21 protein-coding genes are annotated in these 23,910 nt (G+C 49.8%); 16 read left to right on the top strand and 5 right to left on the bottom strand.

Features of this window, described 5'->3' with window-relative positions; translation table 11 throughout:
* Nucleotide 1: 1 nt before the first annotated feature.
* The 10 genes from TH4_RS12515 (at nt 2) to TH4_RS12560 (ending at nt 14,116) form a co-directional block, all read left to right on the top strand.
* The gene (locus TH4_RS12515) at nt 2-1,108 is read left to right on the top strand and encodes a DNA polymerase III subunit delta' (protein ID WP_064781368.1); all 1,107 of its coding nucleotides are present in this window, start codon (nt 2-4) and stop codon (nt 1,106-1,108) included.
* Nucleotides 1,109-1,194: 86 nt separating this feature from the next.
* The gene (metG, locus tag TH4_RS12520; RefSeq protein ID WP_064781517.1) at nt 1,195-2,760 is read left to right on the top strand and encodes a methionine--tRNA ligase; all 1,566 of its coding nucleotides are present in this window, start codon (nt 1,195-1,197) and stop codon (nt 2,758-2,760) included.
* Nucleotides 2,757-3,569: a TatD family hydrolase gene (locus TH4_RS12525; RefSeq protein WP_064781369.1), complete on the top strand. Its 813-nt coding sequence runs from the start codon at nt 2,757-2,759 to the stop codon at nt 3,567-3,569. Before metG ends, TH4_RS12525 begins: the two co-directional genes overlap by 4 nt.
* A 2-nt stretch (nt 3,570-3,571) precedes the next feature.
* Nucleotides 3,572-4,345 (top strand): MBL fold metallo-hydrolase, encoded by a 774-nt coding sequence (locus tag TH4_RS12530; protein WP_064781370.1) that lies wholly within the window; start codon nt 3,572-3,574, stop codon nt 4,343-4,345.
* Between the two features lie 638 nt (nt 4,346-4,983).
* Complete coding sequence (locus TH4_RS12535) at nt 4,984-6,531, top strand: DNA cytosine methyltransferase (protein WP_064781371.1); 1,548 nt, start codon at nt 4,984-4,986, stop codon at nt 6,529-6,531.
* Entirely contained in the window at nt 6,531-6,950 is a 420-nt protein-coding gene (locus TH4_RS12540; RefSeq protein ID WP_064781372.1) for a very short patch repair endonuclease, read from the top strand. The genes TH4_RS12535 and TH4_RS12540 overlap by 1 nt, the downstream gene beginning before the upstream one ends.
* Nucleotides 6,950-8,428 carry an ATP-binding protein gene (locus tag TH4_RS12545; RefSeq protein WP_064781373.1) on the top strand — a complete coding sequence of 493 codons (1,479 nt, stop codon included), beginning with the start codon at nt 6,950-6,952 and terminating at the stop codon, nt 8,426-8,428. The genes TH4_RS12540 and TH4_RS12545 overlap by 1 nt, the downstream gene beginning before the upstream one ends.
* Nucleotides 8,421-11,081: a Z1 domain-containing protein gene (locus tag TH4_RS12550; RefSeq protein ID WP_064781374.1), complete on the top strand. Its 2,661-nt coding sequence runs from the start codon at nt 8,421-8,423 to the stop codon at nt 11,079-11,081. Before TH4_RS12545 ends, TH4_RS12550 begins: the two co-directional genes overlap by 8 nt.
* Nucleotides 11,071-12,033 (top strand): PD-(D/E)XK motif protein, encoded by a 963-nt coding sequence (locus TH4_RS12555; protein ID WP_064781518.1) that lies wholly within the window; start codon nt 11,071-11,073, stop codon nt 12,031-12,033. Before TH4_RS12550 ends, TH4_RS12555 begins: the two co-directional genes overlap by 11 nt.
* Nucleotide 12,034: 1 nt before the next feature.
* Nucleotides 12,035-14,116: an AIPR family protein gene (locus TH4_RS12560; RefSeq protein WP_064781375.1), complete on the top strand. Its 2,082-nt coding sequence runs from the start codon at nt 12,035-12,037 to the stop codon at nt 14,114-14,116.
* Nucleotides 14,117-14,232: 116 nt separating this feature from the next.
* On the opposite strand, the gene TH4_RS12565 is transcribed toward TH4_RS12560, so the two are convergent.
* The 5 genes from TH4_RS12565 to TH4_RS12580 all read right to left on the bottom strand — a co-directional run bounded on the left by TH4_RS12565 (nt 14,233) and on the right by TH4_RS12580 (nt 20,477).
* The gene (locus TH4_RS12565; protein ID WP_064781519.1) at nt 14,233-14,658 is read right to left on the bottom strand and encodes a hypothetical protein; all 426 of its coding nucleotides are present in this window, start codon (nt 14,656-14,658) and stop codon (nt 14,233-14,235) included.
* Between the two features lie 71 nt (nt 14,659-14,729).
* Nucleotides 14,730-16,946 carry a hypothetical protein gene (locus TH4_RS12570; protein WP_064781376.1) on the bottom strand — a complete coding sequence of 739 codons (2,217 nt, stop codon included), beginning with the start codon at nt 16,944-16,946 and terminating at the stop codon, nt 14,730-14,732.
* On the bottom strand, nt 16,946-18,295 hold the full coding sequence (locus TH4_RS12575) for a site-specific integrase (RefSeq protein ID WP_064781377.1): 1,350 nt from the start codon (nt 18,293-18,295) through the stop codon (nt 16,946-16,948). The genes TH4_RS12570 and TH4_RS12575 overlap by 1 nt, the downstream gene beginning before the upstream one ends.
* Before the next feature lie 216 nt (nt 18,296-18,511).
* On the bottom strand, nt 18,512-19,471 hold the full coding sequence (locus tag TH4_RS21040) for a tyrosine-type recombinase/integrase (protein WP_425337457.1): 960 nt from the start codon (nt 19,469-19,471) through the stop codon (nt 18,512-18,514).
* Between the two features lie 412 nt (nt 19,472-19,883).
* The gene (locus TH4_RS12580; RefSeq protein ID WP_157097754.1) at nt 19,884-20,477 is read right to left on the bottom strand and encodes a 4'-phosphopantetheinyl transferase family protein; all 594 of its coding nucleotides are present in this window, start codon (nt 20,475-20,477) and stop codon (nt 19,884-19,886) included.
* 93 nt (nt 20,478-20,570) lie between these two features.
* Here TH4_RS12580 and TH4_RS12585 point away from each other — a divergent pair, with 93 nt between their 5' ends.
* Genes TH4_RS12585 through TH4_RS12610 form a run of 6 tightly spaced genes read left to right on the top strand, consistent with a single transcriptional unit; the run spans nt 20,571 to nt 23,625 of the window.
* Entirely contained in the window at nt 20,571-20,972 is a 402-nt protein-coding gene (locus TH4_RS12585; RefSeq protein WP_064781379.1) for a hypothetical protein, read from the top strand.
* 11 nt (nt 20,973-20,983) lie between these two features.
* Complete coding sequence (locus TH4_RS12590) at nt 20,984-21,727, top strand: beta-ketoacyl synthase chain length factor (protein WP_064781380.1); 744 nt, start codon at nt 20,984-20,986, stop codon at nt 21,725-21,727.
* Entirely contained in the window at nt 21,720-22,562 is an 843-nt protein-coding gene (locus TH4_RS12595; RefSeq protein WP_064781381.1) for a lysophospholipid acyltransferase family protein, read from the top strand. The genes TH4_RS12590 and TH4_RS12595 overlap by 8 nt, the downstream gene beginning before the upstream one ends.
* Nucleotides 22,537-22,800, top strand: coding sequence for a phosphopantetheine-binding protein (locus tag TH4_RS12600; protein ID WP_064781382.1), 264 nt, complete (start codon nt 22,537-22,539; stop codon nt 22,798-22,800). The genes TH4_RS12595 and TH4_RS12600 overlap by 26 nt, the downstream gene beginning before the upstream one ends.
* A gap of 2 nt (nt 22,801-22,802) precedes the next feature.
* Nucleotides 22,803-23,051 carry an acyl carrier protein gene (locus TH4_RS12605; protein ID WP_064781383.1) on the top strand — a complete coding sequence of 83 codons (249 nt, stop codon included), beginning with the start codon at nt 22,803-22,805 and terminating at the stop codon, nt 23,049-23,051.
* Nucleotides 23,032-23,625 carry a COG4648 family protein gene (locus tag TH4_RS12610; RefSeq protein WP_064781384.1) on the top strand — a complete coding sequence of 198 codons (594 nt, stop codon included), beginning with the start codon at nt 23,032-23,034 and terminating at the stop codon, nt 23,623-23,625. The genes TH4_RS12605 and TH4_RS12610 overlap by 20 nt, the downstream gene beginning before the upstream one ends.
* The last annotated feature ends 285 nt before the right edge of the window (nt 23,626-23,910 follow it).

Below are 23,910 nucleotides of genomic sequence, written 5' to 3' on the forward strand. Positions count from 1 at the left end.
CATGGCCAAGGACGACCTTCCCGAAGAAGAAAACCCCTTTGAGCCGCGACGCAATGATGCTCTTCTTGGCCACGAAGAGGCCGAGAAAGTCATTCTTGATGCCTGGAACAGCAAACGCATGCATCACGCTTGGCTGCTCTGTGGCCCCAAGGGCGTCGGCAAGGCAACGCTTGCCTATCGTATGGCACGTTTTATCCTTTCTGGCGGCGGAAACAATGCCGGTGCAGGGCTGTTTGGCGACCAGAATGACGGTCTTTACGTCGATCCGGAAGACCCGGTAGCACGACGGATTGCTGGCGGCGGTCATGGTGATCTTAAGGTTATCGAGCGTCAGTACGACGACAAGAAGAAGCGCCTTCAGGGCGAAATCACCGTTGCCAGCGTGCGCACGGTTGGCAATTTCATGTCGAAGACCTCGGCAGAGGGCGGATGGCGGATCGTTATTGTTGATGCCGCCGATGAACTGAACCGCAATGCTGCCAACGCGATCTTGAAGGTTCTTGAAGAACCGCCAGTCAACGCCATGATGATCCTTGTTGCCCATCATCCGGGGCGGTTGCTGCCGACAATTCGGTCACGCTGTCGGCGCCTTAATCTTGGCCCACTGCAAGATCATCAGGTTGTCGATCTTCTTGGGCGTTATTGCCCGGATATGGATCTTGGCGCACGTGACGCACTTTCGGGGCTGGCAGAGGGCAGCATCGGCCGTGCACTTCAACTCCATGAAGTGGGCGGGCTTGAGCTTTATACCGAACTTGTCGATATCATCGCCGCACTACCCAATGCCGACGTCGCAGCCCAGCACAAGTTTGCAGAGCGTTTTTCACCGGCAGACAAGGACGCAGCCTTTGCAACAATCACCGAACTGATGCATTGGTGGCTTGCGCGAATGATCCGGTTTGCCGCCACAGGGCAGGCTCCCCGCAAAGTCGTAGACGGTGAATTGCCCGCCATGCAGCGCATGGCAGCCGCGCAACCGCTTGATCAATGGCTGGAGGTATGGGAAAAGATCAACGAATTGATGGGCGCGACCCGCGGTTTGCATCTTGATCGCAAGCAAGCCTTGCTGAATGCATTCTTCATGCTTGAAGAAACCATGCGAACCTGACATCACTGCCCACATAACGAAATTTTGACCATCACGGCCCATTTCGGGCCGTTTTGTTTCACGACTTGCGCGAAGGATTTGCGACCATGACCGGGCACAAACAGCCCTATTACATCACGACACCGATCTATTACGTCAACGACAAGCCCCATATCGGCCATGCCTATACCACGCTTGCCTGTGACGTTCTGGCCCGCTTCAAGCGCCTGGACGGTTATGACGTGATGTTCCTGACCGGAACCGATGAACACGGTCAAAAGGTCGATAAATCGGCCGCGGCCAAGGGCATTGCCCCACAGGCGTTTACAGACCAGGTTTCGCAAAACTTCCGCGATCTTGCCGTTCATATGAACTATTCCAACGATGACTTCATACGCACAACGGAAGAACGTCATAAAAAGGCCTGTCAGGCGCTTTGGAATACGTTGCTTGAAAAGGGCGAGATTTATCTGGGCTCCTATGATGGCTGGTATTCGGTCCGTGACGAGGCGTTCTACGGCGAGAAGGAACTGATCGAAAAAGACGGCGAAAAACTCGCACCAACCGGTGCACCGGTGGAGTGGGTGTCTGAACCAAGTTATTTCTTCAAGTTGTCTGCTTGGGGCGACCGCCTGCTGGAATTCTACGAACAGAACCCGGACTTCATCGCACCCCAGTCACGCCGCAACGAAGTGATAAGCTTTGTGAAGGGTGGCATGCATGATCTTTCCGTATCGCGTACCAGCTTCAAATGGGGCGTTCCGGTGCCAGGTGACGAAGACCACGTCATGTATGTCTGGCTCGATGCCCTAACCAACTATCTGACCGCGATCGGTTACCCGGATGCAGATCCGGCCAAACTTGAAAAATACTGGCCTGCTGACCTGCATATGGTCGGCAAGGATATCCTGCGTTTCCATGCTGTTTACTGGCCAGCCTTCCTTCTGGCTGCGGGTATCACACCACCCAAGCGCGTCTTTGCCCACGGCTGGTGGACCAACGAAGGCCAGAAGATCTCCAAATCGATCGGTAATGTGATTGATCCGTATGACCTGACCGATAAATACGGCCTGGATCAGACGCGTTATTTCCTGATGCGTGAAGTGCCGTTTGGCAATGATGGTGACTTTTCCCATCGTTCCATGGTCAACCGCATGAACAGCGAACTGGCCAATGATCTTGGCAATATGTGCCAGCGTGTTCTGTCGATGATCCACAAGAACTGCAACGCCGCGATCCCGACACCGGGCGAGTTTACTGACGCGGACAAGGAAATCCTCGCCAAGGCGCACGGCATGCTTGATACCGTGCGTCCGCTCTTTGACGAACAGGCGTTCAACAAGGGGCTGGAAGCGATCTGGAGCCTTGTGGGTGATGCCAACCGCTATGTCGATGAAATGGCGCCTTGGGGCCTGAAAAAGACCGATCCTGCACGTATGGAGACGGTTTTGTATGTGCTGGCCGAGGTCATTCGCCACGTCGGTATCCTTGTTCAACCAATCATGCCGGACTCAGCGGCCAAAATCCTTGATCAGCTGGTGCTGGCCGATGATCAGCGCGGGTTTGATGCGCTTGGTCCGAACAATGCCCTGAAACCGGGGTCGGGCATTCCGAAACCGGCTGGCGTTTTCCCGCGCTATGTCGAGACCGAGGATGAAGGAGAGAAGGCATGAATGTCGCCCTTGTCGACAGCCACTGCCATCTGGACTACCCGCAGTTTTCCGACGATCTGAGCGGAACCCTTGCGCGGGCCAAAAACGCCGGCGTTGGCATGATGGTCAGCATCGGCGTTAAACTGACGACCTTTGACAAGGTCCGCGCGGTTGCCGAACAATCTGATCATATCTATTGCACGATTGGCGTTCATCCACACGAAGCCGGCGAGGAGGGGCTTTCAAGCCCCGATGCGCTGATCGAAAAGGCATCCGACCCGAAAGTCATCGGTATCGGCGAAAGCGGTCTTGATTATTTCTACGACAATGCCCCGCGCGATGCGCAGCAGCAAAGCTTTCGTGCCCATATCGCGGCTTGCCGCGAAACGGGTTTGCCCTTGATCGTCCATACCCGTGATGCCGATGACGACACCATGGATATTCTGGAAGAAGAATATGAAAAGGGGCCGTTTACCGGCGTTATTCATTGCTTTTCCAGTTCGGCAACGCTGGCACAGCGTGCGTTGAAGATCGGATTTTATATTTCTTGCTCGGGTATCATCACCTTTAATTCGGCCAAAGAAATTCGTGCCGCTGTTGAAGACGTACCGCTGGATCGGCTGTTGGTGGAAACCGACGCGCCGTATCTGGCACCAGTGCCCAAGCGCGGCAAACCGAATGAACCGAGCTACGTTGCCCATACAGCAGCCAAGCTGGCCGAAATCAAAGGTGTAACAGTTGAAGAAATCACGCGAATAACGACGGATAACTTCTTCAAACTGTTCACAAAAGCCGATCGGAACAACCTGCTTGCGCTGGGAGCAGAATAGCAGTGACGAAGGTAACCATCCTTGGCTGCGGCTCCTCAAATGGTGTGCCATCGGTTGGCCTTGGATGGGGAAAGTGCGACCCGAACAATCCGAAAAACCAACGTTTACGCAGCTCGATCCTGATCGAGGAAGCTGGGAAAAAGATCCTTGTCGACGTGACACCTGATTTTCGCCAGCAGGCGCTGACGCACGGGATCGACCACGTCGATGCGATCCTGTTTACCCATTCGCATGCCGATCACGTGCATGGCATTGATGATGTTCGCTGGCTGAATGTCGCCATGGAACGTCCGATTGATATCTATGCCAATGCACAGACAATCTCGGACATTGATCATCGCTTCAATTATGTCTTCACGCCGCTGCCAGAAGGCGTTGAGTTCTATTTCAAGCCGGTATTGATCCCGCATGTCATCACGGGGCCAATCACGCCAGCAGGGGTCCCAATCACGGTTTTCAGCCAAGACCACGGCTATGGCGAGACCCTGGGGTTCAAGATAGGGAAGTTTGCCTATTCAACGGATGTCGTTGAGTTCCCTGAAGAATCCAAAGAACATCTCTATGATCTGGATGTTTGGGTCGTGGATTGCTTGCGGCATCGTCCGCACAACACGCACGCACATCTCGAAAAACTTCTGGGCTGGGTCGAAGAGTTCAAACCCAAGCAAGTCTACATGACGCACATGGGCATCCAGTTTGACTACGCACAGGCGATGGCCGATACTCCAGACCACGTCGAACCAGCTTATGATGGCTTGGTTATTGAGGTGAACTAAGGACAAAAGACTTCAGAGGTGAGGTCGAAATGTCCTAACTCGACACCACGTCGAATAGTTGCAAATAGTATCATTTCGGCACCTGTTGCTATTCATTTGAGCGCTTTGATCGTGAAGAAGTGCAAGCCATAGGCTCACTTCTTCACGATCAAAGTGCAACCAACTTATCTATTTGTGTTGCCCTTTAAATTTTCTGAAAATGTTGTGTTGAGAAAAGAGCTCTGCACGAAAGAATAAGCTGTTTGGGCTCATATCATTGTTCGAGTTCTGACAGACATGATCAACGAATGTAGGAGCAAGTTCCCACTAGGCCCTGAACCTCGTTATTTGGAAAATCCCGATCAGCAGCTGCTTTAACTTCCTGAAGCGATGGCGGCCGAATATTCTTGCGAATTTATTGACTTGCCATCCGAGCACCTTGGATTGTTGTTCTGCCAGTCCATGATCAGCAAGATAACACAACCGGTCAGCTCTCCATGAGGTGAAATAACCGGAAGTATATTGGAGGCGAGAGCATTTTCGTTGAAATATATTACCGTTTTGGGCAACTTGGATAATACTCCATTTTGGGTTCTCGTAAGTGAATATAAAATTGATCTGCCGGCAGAACGCGCTAAAATTAAAGTCCGGCAGAGAAGATGAATGATAATAAATATAAAATGTTTCCAGTAATTGATATCTTTGCCGGTCCCGGTGGCCTCGGAGAAGGATTCGCCTCTTACATTGATGAGCGGCGCAAAAGTAGGTTCCGAAACACCATATCAATCGAACGGGAGAGATTACCGCATCAAACCCTTTTGCTTCGTCATTTCTTTAGGAGCTTCGAGAAGGAAGCGCCCAATGAATATTATCAGTATCTCGAAGGCGAAATTACGCGTGAGCAGCTTTATGCTCGGTTTCCTGAAAAGCATTATGAGGCCCAACAGACTGCTCATTGCATCGAGCTGGGACCCAAAAACCACGAAAATGTAAGGAAGTTAATTTCCAGTAAGTTGCGCGATGACAGCCCGTGGGTCCTAGTCGGTGGACCTCCATGCCAAGCATATTCACTCGTCGGCCGCTCGCGAATGATGAATGATCCAAAATTCAAAATGGACGAACGACACTTTCTTTACAGGGAGTATCTGCGCATCATCGCCGACCATCGGCCGCCAGTATTTGTGATGGAAAATGTTAAGGGCCTACTTTCCGCGAAAGTCGGAGCGGAACAAGTGATCCGAATGATTATTTCCGACTTGTCCCACCCGGAAGCAGCGCTCAATGATGGAAAGGGTGATCTTCACTATAAGCTATATTCATTGGTCTCGGAGGAGCCGATTGACAAAGATGCAGATCCAAGAGAGTTCCTCGTAAAGGCTGAAGAATTTGGCGTTCCGCAGGCGCGGCACCGTATGTTCATTCTGGGCGTAAGAAACGACTGTAAGATCAGGCCCACGCAGTTGCAGCGGCATGAAGCGCCAAACGTCAAACAAACAATCGGACAACTGCCAAAAATCAGAAGTACTCTTTCCAAGGAGAAAGACGATGCCGAACGGTGGCTCAATGTTATCGCAGGTATGGAAGTGTCCGAGAGCCCTCCCCACGGCTCCAAAGAAGTTTGGAATGTCTGGAAACAAATACGCAGGTCTCTGAACACACCGATGGACTGGCCGGAGCAGCCTAAATCGTATCTCTACAGAAAAAGTCCAAAGTCCAATCATCCTGCCCTAAAATACATGCAGGACGACAGGCTAACGGTTCTCACAGGCCACGAAGCCCGGGGCCATATGGCATCTGATCTGCATCGCTACTTCTTTGCGGCCAACTTTGCGGACGTTATAGGAAAGAGTCCCAAACTTTCAGATTTTCCTGAGTCCCTGCTCCCTCATCATCGGAATGTGACGGAAGGAAGGGAGGGGAAAATGTTCTCCGACCGGTTCCGTGTTCAGCTCGGTGGATTGGTCTCGACAACGATCACATCCCACATCTCCAAGGATGGACACTACTTCATTCACTACGATCCGCTCCAATGCAGGAGTCTAACCGTTCGAGAAGCAGCACGCCTTCAGACGTTTCCAGACAACTACAGTTTTGAAGGGCCGCGAACGGCACAGTATCATCAGGTCGGTAATGCCGTCCCTCCTTATCTGGCCTCGCAGATTGCAGCCATTGTCTGTGAACTTCTTGAACAGATAGCGGAGCCTTGATGGTAGATTCCCTGTGCCCTGAGCATCGCAGTTGGAATATGTCGCGGATCAGAAGTCGCGACACCAAACCAGAACTGCTCTTGCGCTCCATGCTTCATCGCGCAGGACTAAGATTCAGGCTTCATCGGCGAGACCTACCGGGCAGTCCTGATATTGTACTGCCAAAATACTCAACCGTGATTTTCGTACATGGGTGCTACTGGCATCGGCATAAGGGCTGCAAAAAGACGACCACGCCTTCAACTCGTACTAGTTTCTGGGAAGCGAAATTCGCGCGCAACGTTGAGCGTGATGAGCACAACATCCTTGCGCTAAAAGCAGCCGGCTGGCAGCCTCTCGTGGTTTGGGAGTGCGAGCTGAAACGGGATCCCATGAGCGTGCTGAAGTATATTGAACAGGAACTGAGGAGGCAGGACTGATGGCACGGGAGCATCCTCTTCCACCAAGCGCTGCATCTTTATCGGCATCAATGCGTGATCTTGGTTATTCTCTTGAAACTGCCGTTGCTGATCTCATCGACAACAGCATCTCAGCGGATGCCAACGAAGTTAAGATATTCTGCGATCTCTCTGGAGACACCCCCATTCTCTGCATCATCGATAATGGTTGCGGAATGGTCGAGGACGACCTGATTGCGGCGATGCGGCATGGCACTGCAAATCCCAAATTGCCTCGCAAAGCTACAGACCTTGGACGTTTCGGACTGGGCCTGAAGACGGCATCGTTTTCTCAGTGTCGCAGTCTTACAGTCGTCAGCAGGCGGGATAGTTCGATCTGCGGCGCCGAATGGAACCTCGATCTTATCGACAATCGTGATGACTGGCTGCTCAATATCCTAGATCAGGAAGAAATCACAACACTGCCTTATGTCGATCACCTAACGTCAAATGGAACTATAATACTTTGGCGGGAGCTTGACCGCCTGTTCGAGGACGAAACTGGCACCAAGCGAGACGAGATCGTCAATGAAAAGCTTGACGCTCTCGAACGCCACCTATCTTTGGTCTTTCACCGCTTTCTTGCCGGTGAGATCAAGGGGCGCAAGATCAGCATTTTTGTCAATGGCCACCCTGTTGAAGAGTTCGATCCGTTCTGCCGGAAGAACAGTGCAATCCAACGTCTTCCTGAAGAAATTGTTCACGTAGGCGGAGCCGTGGTGACGATGCGGCCCTATATTCTGCCGCATCACAGTAGACTTTCCCCTTCTGAATACCAGTTCTATCAAAATCGAAGCGATTTCATCTCCAATCAGGGTGCATACATCTATAGGGGCGGTCGCCTAATGGCTTGGGGTGACTGGTTCCGTCTGGTGCCAAAGGGAGAAGCTACCAAACTTGCAAGGGTTAGGATTGACTTTCCCAATACACTTGACGAGTCATGGACTATAGACATCAAAAAATCCCGCGCGCGCCCCCCTCACGCGGTCCGGGAACGTCTGCGTCAGATTATCGCGAAGATCACTGATCGAAGCACCACAGTGCATAGAGCTAGGGGGCAGAAGCTATTTCAGGAAGTCGAAGCCCCCCTATGGGAGCGGTATGCCGACAGCGGGGGCATTCGTTTTGAGGTGAACCGGGAACACCCACTGGTTCTCTCACTTCGTAGCAAGCTTGATGGTGCCGGTGAGCGCCAGCTCCTTATGCTTATTGAATCCATTGGTCACGCTCTACCCGTAGAGATGATCTATTCGGATTACTCGCAGCACCCCAAAGAATTTGGTTCTGAAGCAGTTGAGAAAGAAGAGCTGATTCGCCGCTTGGAGGCACTTCGAGAGGTTCTCTATGGCCCGGAGGGCGGGAATTCCGCAGGTTTTAGGGAAGTGGCAAAATCAATCAGAATATTTGAGAATAGAGCAGATATATTAGAAAACTATATTGCGGAGAATTTTTATGAATGATCGGGGTGCAAGGGACGAGAAGAATTTCAAAAGCGCACTGATTACTGCGCTGTCGCTTGCAGACGGCATTCCAAACCGCGAAGAGGTCGAGCAGAAAGCAGCAGGACTTGCCGCAGTTTTCGGCTATAAAGGAGACCTTTCCACTGTGGTAGAAGAGGCACTGATTGCCGTCGTCACACGGATGGGAGAAGGGGTTTCTCTGGTCGATGTCGAGGCAGAACATGACCAAGAATGGGTCCACAAACGAGCCGACCTGCCGACAACATATTCAGATGCCTATGAGGACTTTCTCAAATCAGAAGGTTGGCATCCCACAGTTGTTCAATCCCTGAGTGATGTCGGTACAAAAATACTTGGCCACCTTCAGGACCCGGAAAGCGAAGGAACCACTTGGAAACGCCGTGGACTGGTCATCGGTCATGTCCAGTCCGGAAAAACTGCAAACTATATGGGACTAATCGCAAAAGCGCAGGATGCCGGTTACAAATTTATTGTTGTTATTGCGGGAATTCACAACAACCTCCGCAAACAAACTCAGGAGCGGATAGATGAGGCGATCATCGGTCGCTCCAGTGACCCGGAGAAAAGAGAGCCACTGGGCGTCGGCCTGTCACCAGGTTACCCTCATCCTGTCACTTTCACAACCATCTATGATGACTTCGGCAAAGCCACTAGCGCACGCGGAGGCTGGAAGCTGAATGATTTCAGCAGACCAATAGTCCTCGTTATCAAAAAGAATGTATCCACTCTAGATTCGCTCCACAAATGGTTGAAGGAGCTGAATGCGCGGGGCGACGGGCAAATCGCTGATGTGCCGATGCTTCTGATTGACGATGAAGCGGACAATGCGTCAATCAATACCAACAAGCCTGATCTCGATCCGACGCGAACCAACTCGATGATCCGACAGATTTTGGGGATGTTCGATAAGTCCTGCTATGTCGGCTACACAGCTACCCCATTTGCCAACATTTTTATCAATCACGATGCCTACGACGACAAGGCACGTGAAGAACTTTTCCCGCGCGACTTTATCTACAGCCTTGATGCTCCGAACACATATTTCGGGCCGGACAAAGTGTTTCTCGATGAGCACTCCAGTGAGAGAATTCTGGAGCCCATTGACGACTGTGAGGACTACATCCCGTTCTCGCACAAGCGGGGCGACCAGATTGCGGAGCTGCCTCCCAGTCTCTATCGCGCTCTGCATCAGTTCATTGTTGCACGCGCCATCAGAAACATCAGAGGGCAGGTGGGAAAACACTGCTCCATGATGATCAATGTGTCTCGGTTCGTTCCAATTCAAAAAAGTATCAGAGACCACATCAGTGTCTATGAGAAGAAGCTACGGGAAGCGGTCAAAGCTAACTATGCGATGCCGGAGAAGACTGCACTAGGCAACGAATATATGCGTGCACTGAAGAGTGCTTTTGATGCTGATTACGACAATTGCGACTGCACGTGGAGCGAAGTGCAGAAGGCTCTCTGGAGTGTCTTCGAGAATCTCAGAACATATGTCGTTAACAGCAAATCAGACGATGTACTCGACTATAAGAAGTTCGAGCGTGAAGGTAAGGGGCTTACCGCAATTGCGATAGGAGGCCTCAGCCTCTCTCGTGGCCTCACGGTCGAAGGCCTCACCATCAGCTACATGTATCGAAACACGAAAATGTACGACACACTGATGCAGATGGGGCGCTGGTTCGGCTATCGCCCCGGCTATGAGGATCTGTGCCGTGTCCATCTCTCGCGGGATTCTATCGATTGGTATTCGTACATAGCAGAAGCTGCCGATGAACTTCGCCAGCAGATCAGGCGCATGCGTCAAGACGGCCTCAGCCCCCGCCAGTTCGGACTATATGTGAAGGCTCATCCTGATAGCCTCCTTATCACAGCCATGAACAAGATGCGTAGTGGTGAAAAAAGAACTGTAAATCAGAGCTTCAGCGGAAAACTGGTCGAGAGTTACGTATTGCCCCGCGACATGGACATAAATGCGGCCAACGAACAGGTAATTGCTAGTTTCTGGCGAAATGGGTTCGGCAGCTCAACTGAGCCCACAGGGAAGGGTTGGATTATTCGTGACGTGCCTGTTGGAACCATTGAAGACTTTCTGAACAGATTCAGAACCTTCGAAGCGTTCACCGAAAGGAAATCAGCGGCAATCAACTATCTTCGTGCCATTTCTGAAGTGCATCCGGTAGGCGATGTTCTCCTCATTTCGATCCGTGCAAATGGAGAGGATGAGGCGGAATACCTATTAGGGTCTCAGGACAGATCGAGCGCAAGGCCCGACAAGCATTTCCCTTCAGCCTGGCGATTGAGCAAGGACCGTGTGGCCAGCCGTGGTGATGAAAAGTTGGGTCTATCTGAGGACCAGCGCGCATTGGCAGTCGGCTTGGCAGAAGATGAGGGAAAGCAGCCTTCGGACTCTCACTACCGCGAAGTGCGCAATCGTCCGCTACTGATGGTTCATGTTTTGGGACCGATGGGTAAGGACAGCCAAGACACACGAGTTCCAGCATTTGGCATCAGCTTTCCTGGTGGTCACTACGGGATGGAAGTGCCAGTTGTAGTCAACAAGGTTTGGTTGGAGCTGATGGAAGGCGGCTTCGCAGATGATCCGGATCAGGAGGAAGACTATGACGAATAGGGCTCTACCTTGGGACCTGATCGACAAGCCTAAAAGTGACCTCAACGTACTGTTGATTGCAGCGGGCCGACAGGTGCCTGTTTACTGGGCAAGGGATGCAGCCGGCCGATGCCTCTATCTGGTCGAACTGCATGGCGATCACAGTGAGCAATTTAGAACAAACAAAACTTCGGTCAGAGGTATCGATATCTCTCTCCGCCAAGCGAAGCCATCATTACAGCAATTGGTGCTGGCCGTAGATCGTCAAGTGGACCTCGATCTGTTTTACGGACTTTGTTCCACGCTCACTGGAAACCTTGAGCCGGTCGAAGACCCTGCCGTAGCTCTTGCGGTCGCCTTGCAACACATCAAACGATGGAAGCTCTTTCTTGCAGGACGTGTAGCAGGCATTCTTACCCAGGAAGAACTCAGAGGTCTGTACGCTGAACTGACAATTCTGCGCCACGTCATATATGCACGAGGCGAAATCGACGGGGTTAGTTCCTGGTGCGGACCGGATCGAACGCAGCAGGATTTTGTGTTCGATGATACCGCCGTCGAAGTAAAGGCAATCAGTGGACAGGAGCGCAATTCCGTACGCATATCGTCAGAAGATCAGCTGGACTCCTTGACGGGCAGGCTTTTCCTAACGGTGGTCAGATTGGCGACCAGTCCTGACAACGGGACAAGTCTCAACGAACTAGTGGCGTCAATCGAACATGCATTTTCGGAGCCGGACGCGGCAGATGGGTTCGTCGGCAAACTGGCTAGCTACGGATACGTACCGATGAATGAATACGACTCACCAACGTTCAATGTACTGGAGACAAGGTTTTTTGGGGTGGAGGAAGACTTCCCCAAACTAATTCGTTCTGCGCTGCCACAAGGAATCGCACGCGTATCTTACGACCTTGAAATAGAATCGCTTATTCCTTTTGAGTGCGACAGCTCCGGCATTTTCAGGGGGGCATAGGTTGGAACAGAGTACTGAGGCATTCTTCAACGAATTCAGGCAGGAAATGCTGGCAGGTGCGGAAGCCAACAGCAGTTTCCAACTTGCCTCTTTTATGGAGACCATAGCCAACGAGCTGATTGAAACCGGCTTTGTGGAAGGGTTTGAGTTCTGTCACTACCGCGCGCAGCGAGGTATGCGAGTGGATGGCTACTGGTTTGACGACGAGGGTGGTCTAGACCTTTTTATAGCCGATTTCGAAAGTCGCACCGTACTCGGCTCGCTCACTAGAACTGAAATTGACGCAGCATTCCGCAGAGTATTTACTTTTTTTCAGAACGCGGTCGAGAAAGAACTCTACACGGAGCTGGAGGTAACGGCTCCAGAATATGGTCTGGCACGCCAACTTTTGGATAGGTTTGGGTTTATCCGGCGCATAAATTTTGTCCTGCTCTCTGAGCGCGCACTCAGTGACCGTGTGCAAAGCTTGGACGATGATACCGTGTGCGGTATATCCGCCAGCTACCACATCTGGGATATGTCGAGACTGAACCGTCAGCGCAATGCGCGTGGTGCAAAAGAAGCGCTCGATCTTGACTTAATTGAAATGTTTGGGCGCGGAATATCCTGCCTGCCCGCCAATCTTAGTTCTGATTCGTACAGTTCATACCTGATAGTGATGCCCGGCGAAGTGCTTGCCGATCTCTATGGGCGCTTTGGCGCACGACTGCTGGAACAGAATGTCAGAAGTTTTCTTCAGGCGCGAGGCAAGGTAAACCAAGGAATCCGTTCCACTATCATGAACGAACCCTCGATGTTCTTTGCCTACAACAACGGAATTACCGCAACCGCGCAGACAATCAAAACGCAGCAGACTAACGATGGTCTCGAAATTGTAAGGATCAATGACCTTCAGATTGTAAATGGCGGCCAGACCACGGCTTCGCTTTTCCACACTCGTCGTAGGGATAAGGCCAGCCTCGAAAACATATTCGTTCAGATGAAGCTCTCCGTCATTGATGCAGAAGAGGCTGAACTGGTGGTGCCTCGCATATCCGAATATGCCAACACCCAAAACCGTGTTAATGCGGCTGACTTCTTCTCAAATCATCCATTCCATATCCGTATGCAGGATTTCTCGCGCAGAATTCTGGCTCCTGCAGCGCAGGGGGCGCAGCGTGAAACCCGCTGGTTCTACGAACGTGCGCGAGGACAGTATGCTGATGCGCAATCGAAACTCACGCCCGGCGAACAGCGGCAGTTCAAGGCCATGCATCCAAAAGCGCAAATGTTCACTAAAACGGACCTGGCAAAATTTGAGAATGTCTGGGATGAGCATCCTCGATGGGTAAACCTTGGTGCACAAAAGAACTTCGCCAAATACGCATCGCGTATAGGCAAAGAATGGACATCCGGTTCCGACAAGTTCAATGAATTCTATTTCAAACGTGCAATTGCTAGAGCCATCATATTCAGGGCCACGGAAAGGCTGGTGTCTAATCAGTCTTGGTACAATGGTGGCTATCGGGCGAATATTGTTGCGTATTCAATTGCTGCGATCAATGAGCTGGTGAAGAAGCATGAGATGGCTATCAATTTTATGCAGGTCTGGAATGAACAGGCCGTGCCCGAAGTTTTGCTTAATGCCTTAGGAAAAGCATCTTCCTTTGTTAACCATGACTTGGTGCAACCACCTCAAGGAATTTCCAATATTTCTGAATGGGCAAAGCGCGAGAACTGCTGGACTAGGATTATCGGTCAGCTCGCCGACCTTGAAGACCAGATACCTCAAGACTTTTTTGATGCCCTTGTCCAAGTATCAGAACAGAAAGAGGAGCAGAAATCGGCCAGAAGAACGCAGAAGATCGACAACGGCATTAACGATCAAAAGCGGGTCTTCGATATAGGCGCGGAGACGTGGGGACTAATCTTAAAGGAGGGTGCGCCGAAAAAACTGTTCTCGCCAAAAGAGATCGCTGTATTGCAGGTCGCGGCTCAAATTCCTGTAAGGATACCTTCCGAGAAACAATGCGCTATACTCATAGTATGTCTGGAAAAAGCTCAACTTGAGGGAATTGTTCAAAATGAGACGCGTCAGGCCTGACCATACTTACAATGGTTAGCTTCTATGCTGATTTTTTGAAAAGACGTTGTACTCCTGCGGTACATTGATATCGATCCATTGCAGCGGGATTGGGATCTATCGTTATTGGTTCTAAATCACTGTGGCTTGCCGGGATTGGTCGATATGGGCACGACCGAGGAGGGGAAAGCACCAATGTCTGACAATTGTTTCTGAATACCTTGGTGTTTCTCGTAGAACTTTAGCCAAGCCCTCATTCCCCCCACTTCTCCTACAGCGTGGATCATAGATCTGTGGGATGAGAGCAAGAGGTCTACAGTTTGTTCTAATTCACGAATTCTTTTTTCTTTTTGCTCAAGCTTAGCCAGTAACTTGGGTTTTGAATGCTTATCGGCTTGTTCTTGTATTTTACGCAAATCTGATTGTCGTTGGATCCACACTGCCAGCTGCGCGCTTCGCCATTCATCTCTTGTAATTGATGTCGTTGCAGAGAAACCAATGACTGACCGGGTGACAGAGCGGGCCGTTATCGTTTCATTTGCCCGAAACATCCTGTCTAGCACACTAAGGAACTCCCGGTCCCTCTGTTCTGCGACGCACGTTCGTCTCTCTGGAAATTTTACGGTTTCCATTATTAAACCCACTTTCCAGTGTCAAATGGTTCCGATAAGTCAGAGCCTTCTTCGAACACTTTCTCACCATTGCCTGTTGCTAAGATTTTATCAATCCCTTCAATCATTTGCTTCGCATGTTTCAATTGGTTTTGAACACCCACACCGTTGGGTCGGTCAGAAACTTCTTTAATTGCTGCTTGCATATTTAATTTGGTCCGCTCCAAGTTTTCTCGATGTTTAGTGTTATCTGTTGCAACCAAGTGACTGCAACCGTTGAAACACTGTAAATGATTAGGGCAGGGGTCGACCGTGAAACTGTTAACACAATAACCATAAGGCGTTGCATGAAAGCCATCTGCCTCCACACTAAGAAAATCGAAAGCTGATTTGTCTCCCTGTTCTTTCTGGATTTTCCTAAATGTTCCTATGATTGGCCCAGAGACCTTGCCCGACTGGATCATCGCCAAGACCGTTTTGGACCGCTCAGGAAGCTCTTGTGCCTCTGGTGGGAGATCAATCGCAGAAAGCTCTTCAGCTAACGTTCGATGGTCATATTCATAGCTTTGGGCAACACTTTTGCGATTGAAGCGCTTGCTAATGATTGCGTCGGATATTCCAAGCCTGAACAACTCAGTATTTTGAAGATGACGAAGGGAATGGCTTTTCAGGCCTAGCTTACGATCTCTTTCTGTTGCACCGTAACGGGCGAAAATGCCATTTTTACCGGGTGCAAGATGAATAGTAAGATCGTCCGACGTAACTCTTCCTACCGAAAAGTAGCGATTTATATCACAAATGCCGTTATTCCGTGTTTCCACCAAAGCGCGCTTCGGACATAAGAACAAAAATTCGTAGGCTTCTATAAAATGCCCGTTTGCAAGACGATAAGGCTCAGTATCTGAGAGTTTTGTCGGAATATTCTGCTTCACCAGCCTCTCCACTTGCATAACCAAAGCAGTATCTTTTGGTTTTATCTTTGGCCACCCATCCTTTGCCTTCCTTATCCAATAAAGGTAAATAGAATTATTGTATGCGTCTTTCGAGCGATTTTGTTGGTATTCAATTTTTTTTAAAATTTTCGAATTTCGTGTTGTTTTAAAACTTTGAATAAGGTTTTCGGGTACTGGTGACACCCGAATACGAGGGTTGCCGGTGAGCCTCGTGTATAAGTCGGATGCTGGGACCATCGAACTCGCATCTAATTCTGGAAAGATACGATTTGTTTCGATTTGCTTCCGCAGCCTCTGGCGAAGGGGTTCTGTAACAGAAAGGACCTCATTGAGCGTCTCTTCTAATAGTTCCTCAAACATTTCCGGAACGTGTTGAACAGCCTCAGAAGTCCAACCGCCGCCTGATCGGTCGGCTTGTTTTTCAGCAAAGTGCCGTAACAGTAATGACCGAGAAACCCCTCCACTCCGACCAGCATTTCTCCCATCGAAGTCGGTATATTCGGCGGACCTCTTCCAGTCAGCGGGAATTGTGCAAACCTCGCCAATTCTCAGACCACAAAGGAGCAAAACTTTTATTTGAGAAAACCTAATGAAATCTGAGAAGGTGAGCGGTTCCTCAGTGAAAACTATTCGAACGAGCTCCCACAAAGCTCTACTTTCCGGGAGCTTCCATCCCTGGTCTCGGTCCGTTATTCTTTTTCTTTGTATCCGGTCATCCAACCGGCGGCTGTCCGCCGAGGTCATTAAGAAATGGTAGAATGGTCCATTATCGCACAGGTGTCGTGCATCCAGTAACACCCTTGTAATGCCTTTAATGAGATCCGGTAGTTTCCCAGATTTTTGCACTGCCGTTGCGATATAACAAGCATACCTTATATCCTCTAGCGACAATTCCCACGGAGATACACCCGAGCGAAGTAGGGTACATGTCCCTAAAACGCGCAATGAACGCGCTACTTGCCCGCAAACATAGCTAGGTGTACTTCCTAAGACCAGAAGGTGATGAACCACTGTGGCTTTAATCAAGTTTTGCCACTCATCGCTTAAGGAACACTTTGGGATATCCCGACCTTCTTCCTTGCAAATGACGCGCAGTACCTTGGTGTCATAGCCCAGATCACGAAGCCAGTGAGTAGGAGGAGGAGAACCACCTGCTATATAAGTTAGGTTCCAAGCGTCTTCTTTTCCAATCAAACCACTATCAGATATTCTAGGCAGCCAGTTGACACCGTTTTGTTGAGCTATAGTCAGGCTACGCTCTATAAACTTTGAATAGAAACTATTCATTAGTCTCCACCACCTTCCTTCAACAACCCGTTAACTGTACGCTTTATTGCTTCCAAAGTTGCTCTCAGCTGCACGAAAGCAGAAGATTGACTGTTGTCACCTTGAGATTGATCGAAGAAGAACCGTACCACCTTTCTTAAATCTTCCAGTACGCTTGTATGGACTGAAGAGTCACTAATGGGCAGGAATTTCGGACAGGTATAGCAAGACAGGGCAGGATGCTTCGCACACAATGATTGGCCAATCCCACAAGCTCCAATGCCAGAGATTGGAATTCCATGAGGCACACCGCCAATCTGGTAATCTGGCTCCATCTCAATCAGCTGTTCTTTATCAATGCTCTTGGTTTTACCGATATCAGCTAACGCACTATAGATCGGCGATATAGCGAGTGCTTGATTGAGTTTTGCAGCCTGCGTAAGTGATGCCTCAAAATAACTCAAAGATGTTTTGGTATGGGAGTGGCCCAAAAACTCTGCTACTTCTTCAGAACTTGCCCCAGCATCGACAATACGTTGGGCAGCTGTATGCCTCAGTGAGGTTGCACTCCGTCGCTTCCCGGTAACAAACATCGTTGTATCTGCGATTGAGGCAATGATTAGTGAACGATCAACGGGGAATAGCTTTGATTCTTCGGCCTTGTTTGATTGCTTCCACACTTTTGCCTTCGTCCGGCGCTTCAGGTACTCAGCAAAGATTGGCACCCACTCGCGCTTGATCTTCCGTTTAAATTCTCGCTGATCTGTGAGGTTACGTTTTTTTGCTTGGTACGCTGTAAAATACGCTAATTGATTCCCTTCAGCATCGTTGAGCAAGGTAAAATCTCTCAGGTTCATCCTTGTTATCTGAATTGCCCTAAGACCATGCTGGTAAGCTAATGATAACAAACACACTTTGAGTAATTCTTCATCACTCAATTCAAGGCAGTTTTGGACTGCGTTATCAAGGAACTGTATAATTTGTTGTTCTTCCGAGACAGGAAGAACAGAAGAACCAGTCACAACCCCACGGTAGCCCTTTTGATACTTAAAAGGTAGGGAGCGCACGAAGTCTTTATACTCTGCTTCAAAAGGCCCAAGTGAGAAGTCGCAAAGAAAATTTAGGAAGGATTTGACATAGACTGCGTTGCTCAGATCAGTTCGCCAGTTAACATCCCACTCGTCAATCCAACTATGCGTCGGCTGCACTAAAGCATCTAAAAACCAATTCTCTGAATGCAGCGATCTAATTCGAAGTAATGCATAATAAGTGTCGTGAACGCTAAACGGCGATCTTTCACGCAGCAACGATGCTACGAAATGCTTCCAAAGCAGCTTTACATCCGCATCCGATACAACGGAAAAGTCCAAATCTTTACTGACTGTGTCGTACCTTAGTACCCAATGATCATTTGCTAGCGGACGTTGTATCTGCCTCCATCCATCAATATACGGGTCAACGTACCGGACGCTTGGCAAAAGCGTTGGAAGATTTCGTATTTCGGACCTAGCGACAGAGTAGTGCTCTGGATCAGTATCTCGAATCTCCAATACTTTGCTCCGTGGATCTGTTTGGAAAGTGTGTAACTACTCGCTCGAAGATAATGTCCTAAGTAGGGTTACTCGATTGTCGAAATCACTGTTCCAAATTGTGTTCAGTCGTTCCTCAAAATACGCCTTTGCATAGTGTTGGGGCATAACGGACGACTTAGACCATCCAAAGAAAATCCGTAAATTCTGGATCGCCAAATCCATCTCTAATCCATTGTTGATAAACGCTCTCAATCGAACTACTGCGCTTGTATGACGACAATCATGGGGAGTGACTTTTTCAACCCCATTTCGGGATGCTAGACGCTTCTTCGATTTTTCGGACAAAGCATCTGACAAGCGGTCAAAGATTGAGTTTACGTTAGGAACAGAAAGAGGCAGCTTTCTATTAGACGAAAACAAGAAACTATGCGGCTGTTTCGCCCGGTAGTTATCAACATAGAACCTAATCAAGCTCGATAGAGTGGGAGATATAGGCAGCTGCCTATGGGAGAGGTCGGTCTTAATGCTAGGAGCCAAAAAACGAGGATCTATATGCCCTGATCGGTTGTTCGTTATATCGATCCAATATCTCAACTCGCCAGACAGAGGATCCCAATCACTTTTAATAGCGTTAACGGCCAACGCTAGCGGTTCTGATCGCCGAAGTCCCTGATGCAGATAAAGCAATAGAAGGGTATAATTTCTCCAACGCTCACGTTCAGCGCGAAATGGATTTCGGTTCGAAGTTGGATCCGCAATTTCGTATAGTTCTTCAACAACATCAGCGGGCAGGGCACGCACCTGGGTACTTCTAGGTGTCCTTGTTACATTCAAGCTGGAACCAAGTTGTTTAATTCTGTTCAGCCGCTGCTTATAGGCGATTGACGAGGAACCTCGACACGGTTTAGCCGTCTCGATGTTGACTAACACTTCATAGACAAAGTGAAAAACTATCCGCCAATTTCGAGAATAATTGCCTCGGAGAGAACGGCTTGCACTGTTTCGCAGCAACATAAAGTAGGATTGCAGGCAGGCTTCCACTTCAGCCAAATCCCCGGACGTAAGAAGATCATCGATGACAATCACTTTCTTTTAGATCGGCGACAAACCGATAAAACCTGTCAATCGCTGATAACTTAGCTTGGAGAGTGCTCACACTAACAGAGCTACCATGCATTGCCTCCCAAACAGTAGGCCAGTACCGTGGCACGCCTAGGCTGTTTGTTAAGACGATACCATTAAGGTAGGTCGGAAATTGTGCAGAGTGAATATGTTGGACTGTAATAACAATTCCGGATTATGCCATGTTTTGGACAAAGCTCAAAAATCATCGGCAATTTTAGGAACTGAAGGCAACACTCTTAGAATTAGACTAACGTTCTATAATATATATTATGACAAATTATTGATTATGTATTTAGGCAACCTAACTGATTGAACTATCGCTGGGTTCTGACGCCCACACCAACATTCCGCTATACTGCGCCGTCACCGCCAAGGCACAAACGCACATCTCAGGCTGCTCGTTTCGAGCGGTAATGCCGGTCGCTTTAAACCGTGCCTCATAGAGACACCACTCATTATAAAATGCTCCTGCCGACAGTCCCACATCGGCCCAGCCAAGCGACCGGATCATACCCTCAATATTTCTGCTGGGTTCGTGAAACTCAACATCGATGCCAACCGCGATTTGTTCATCGCATCCGAGTGCGACGCAGACCAGATCTCGGCTATGGCTGATACTTGCCATCAAGGTTTTATCTGAAAGCCTGACTACCGGCCTGCCCGACGGCTCCTTGGACACCTCAAATGCCTGCGAAGGTCCTAAATGCTTCAGCGCGAGGTTACGCAGCATTGATTGCGCGGCACTTGACGATCGCAGGCGCTGTGCGCGACGGCTTGCGTTCGCCCCATGCTCCAATCGCAAAATGGACCATAAAACACTTCCATTTCCCGCAACATTAACGGGAACTGATGGGAAATTTTCGTCTGAAGGCCAAGTTTTGGTTGAATGGTTCATCATGGTTTCATTACACAATTAAGTATTGTTGTAACATGCAACAATCATCCGCATCGGATGCACAACATAATATCGAAAATTGGTAGGTTGGATATGCGCCGTTTAAAGTTTGCCGTTGTCGGTTTGTTGACACTTCTTGTCGCAGCCTGCCGCACGGCACCTGTCGAAAATGTCACTCATCATGCATTCCCGGCCGGCACTGACAAGCTCAGCCTTGCGCAAATTGAAGAGAGCATCATCAAAGCCGCGTCCGACCGTGACTGGATCATCACCCGTCAGGCGGACGGCGTACTGCTCGCCACCTACTCGCCACGTTCGCACATGGCAAAAGTGAGAATCGGCTTCGACAAAACCGAATTCTCGATTGTTTACGCCGATAGCACGAACCTGAACTATGACGGCGCCTCGATCCATTACAATTACAATCGTTGGGTCAATAACCTGCGTCAGGATATCTTGCGTGAAGTGTCGGCCAAAGCCGCGCTTGCCAACTGACAGCGCCACTTATGGCAGTGCAAGTCAGCATTACAAACTGGGCGTTCTGGTGCGGGCCTAACGATCACGCAAATCTGAAATACGGAACGCCCGGGCTGCTTCAATCCAGTAAAACAGGGATCGGCAAGGCTGACTTGGCTGGCGGTTTGAAACCGGCATGGAAACGCCGACTGGATCTGTATGGCCGTGCCGCAGCAGAGGTTCTTACCAGAACCTTGCGCACAGATGACAATCCATACATCGTGTTTGCATCACGACATGGAAATATCGAACGCACCGTAAAGCTTCTGCACCAGGTCATAACCAACGAAGCACTCTCCCCGGCCGACTTTGGCATGTCGGTTCACAATGCCTTTGTCGGCATCGCATCGATTAACTGGTCAATAACTGAAAGCCATACTGCCGTTGCCGCCGGGCCGGACAGCCTTATCGCTGGTATGACAGAGGCAATTTGTCAGATCAATGACACCAACCTGCCCGTCATACTGTGCTATATCGACCTGCCGCTCCCTGCTGTTTACAGACATCTTGAACATGGTGACCAAACTGGAACCGCGCTGGCGGTGCGGTTCGAACCTTTATCGGATGCCAGCCAATCCAACAGCTACACGGCCGAATTCGGCACGACTTCGGAAACGCCCCGGATATCGGCACCTCTTGAGGCAGAACGGTTTGCCAAGTTTTTGGAAAGCGGTCTAGCCAAACACACACTTTCCGGCACCAACGGCTGTTGGACCGTTACCAAAAATGACTGACAAGATAGCCCCGCGGTCAGGACCTCAGCGCAAACGCACCCAAAAAGGCTTTAACTGGTACTGGCGCCTTTTCGCCACGGGCTTTGCCTTTGCCAGTTTTGGGCTCGGCGGACTGTTTATGGCGCTTACGATTTTTCCGGCCATGATGCTGGTACTTCAGGACCGCGAAAAGCGAAGGCGCTATGCGCAACTGGTCATTTGTCGCGGTTTCCGGCTTTTTGCCGGAATGCTTGATATAATCGGCGTCGCCTCAGTCGAAACCGAGAATATTGCGCAGCTTCGCAAAGTAAACGGGGCGATCATCATCGCCAACCACCCTACTCTGCTTGATGTTGTGATGATCCTGGCACAGCTTGATAAGTGCCAATGTGTCGTAAAGCACCAGCTGTTTCGGAATCCGTTTTTGTTCGGTGTCGTGCGGGCTGCCGGCTTTATTCGCAATGATGACAACCCGGAACACCTGATTAAACAGGCGAAACATCATCTGAGTGATGGTGCGTGCATCCTGATCTTCCCGGAAGGAACCCGCACGCCAAGCAACCAAACATTGGGGAAATTCCAACGTGGCGTTGCCAACATTGCGATAGAAACACAAGCCGACTTGATTCCGGTGGTTGTGCACTGTAATCACGATACTCTGAAAAAAGGGGTACCGTGGTATAGGATCGCACCATCGAAAATACGCTATCGTATCGTGGTGGATAAGCCGCTTGCATTTGGGGATTTGCATGATCCGGAACTCAGCCGTGCCAAACAGGCCCGGTATGTTACCCGGTTCATCAGGGATTATTTTGTGGACAGACTGAAGAATGACCGCGCTGGAAAACGAACTTAAAGCCTTTATTATCGAGACGCTTAACCTTGAAGACGTCACAGTCGAAGAAATTGACAGCGAAGAACCGCTTTTTGTCGAGGGGCTTGGGCTTGATTCCATTGATGCGCTCGAACTCGGGGTCGCAATTCAGAAGAAATACGACGTCCGTATTGATGCCAAGAACGAAGATGTCAAAACCCACTTCGCTTCGGTCCGAAACCTTGCGCGCTTCATTGAACAGTCCGGCAAGGAGGGGTGATCATGCACAGCCGTGAAGACGTTTATCAGCAGCTCCACGATTACCTTGTCGATATGTTCGAAGTCCCGGCCGAGGACATCCAGCCCGATGCCCGCTTGATGGAAGACCTTGATCTCGACAGTATTGATGCGGTTGATCTTATTGTGAAGTTTCAGGAAATTACCGGCAAGAAAATCCCTGCCATGGAATTCCGGTCGGTGCGCACGGTTGATGATGTGGTAGAGAAAATTCATGACCTGGTCAGTTCCTAGAAGGATTTTGACCATCGTTATTGCCCTGTTGGGTATTGCCCATCCGGTTATCGTCTATTTCGGTTTGGGCGTGATTTCCCCACGTATTATCCTGATCGTGGCCATCATCTTTGTCATTGCACGCGCTGTTATGTTCTTCATCGCCCACAAATTTGGTGCGGGACTGATTGCCGGCATTGTTGCCGTTATCCTGGGTGCAGCAGGCTTTGCCAGCGAGATCTTGGCTTTGCGTTTCTACCCGGTCATTATCAGTGCGACGCTTGCCCTGGTCTTTACGCTGTCGCTGTTCTCTGGGATGCCGATTATTGAGCGGTTTGCCCGCCTTCAAACACCGGAACTGGATACGTTCGGGGTGATTTACACCCGCAGATTGACCAAAGTATGGATCGCGTTTTTTATTGCGAATGGTCTGGTTGCCTTGTGGACTGCACTTTACGCAACACTTGAAATATGGACCCTATATAACGGGTTGATTTCATATATTTTGATTGCGGCTTTATTCGTCGGGGAATGGCCTGTTCGTCGCATCATCAAAGCCCGCCACAAACATCACATCAATGATCATCGAGTATGACCGGATTTTTGACAGCCCTTTACCAAACAGAAAGCCGAAATAGGCCGCAATGCATTGTTGGTGAACGGCTAATCACGCGTGCGGAGTTGATGAAGGATGCTATCACACTTGCGGCAAACCTACCGGGTGAAAAACGCGTCGCAGTTCACTGTCAATCTGCACATCTGTTCACGATTGCCCTGATGGCAATATGGCAGCGCGGCTCGACGATAATCCTGCCTGCGACCGACAAACCCGCCTATCTCGGTACCATCGATGATCAGTTTGATCTTTTCCTTGATGACG

The sequence above is a fragment of the Thalassospira tepidiphila MCCC 1A03514 genome (assembly GCF_001662875.1).
GTDB lineage: Bacteria > Pseudomonadota > Alphaproteobacteria > Rhodospirillales > Thalassospiraceae > Thalassospira > Thalassospira tepidiphila.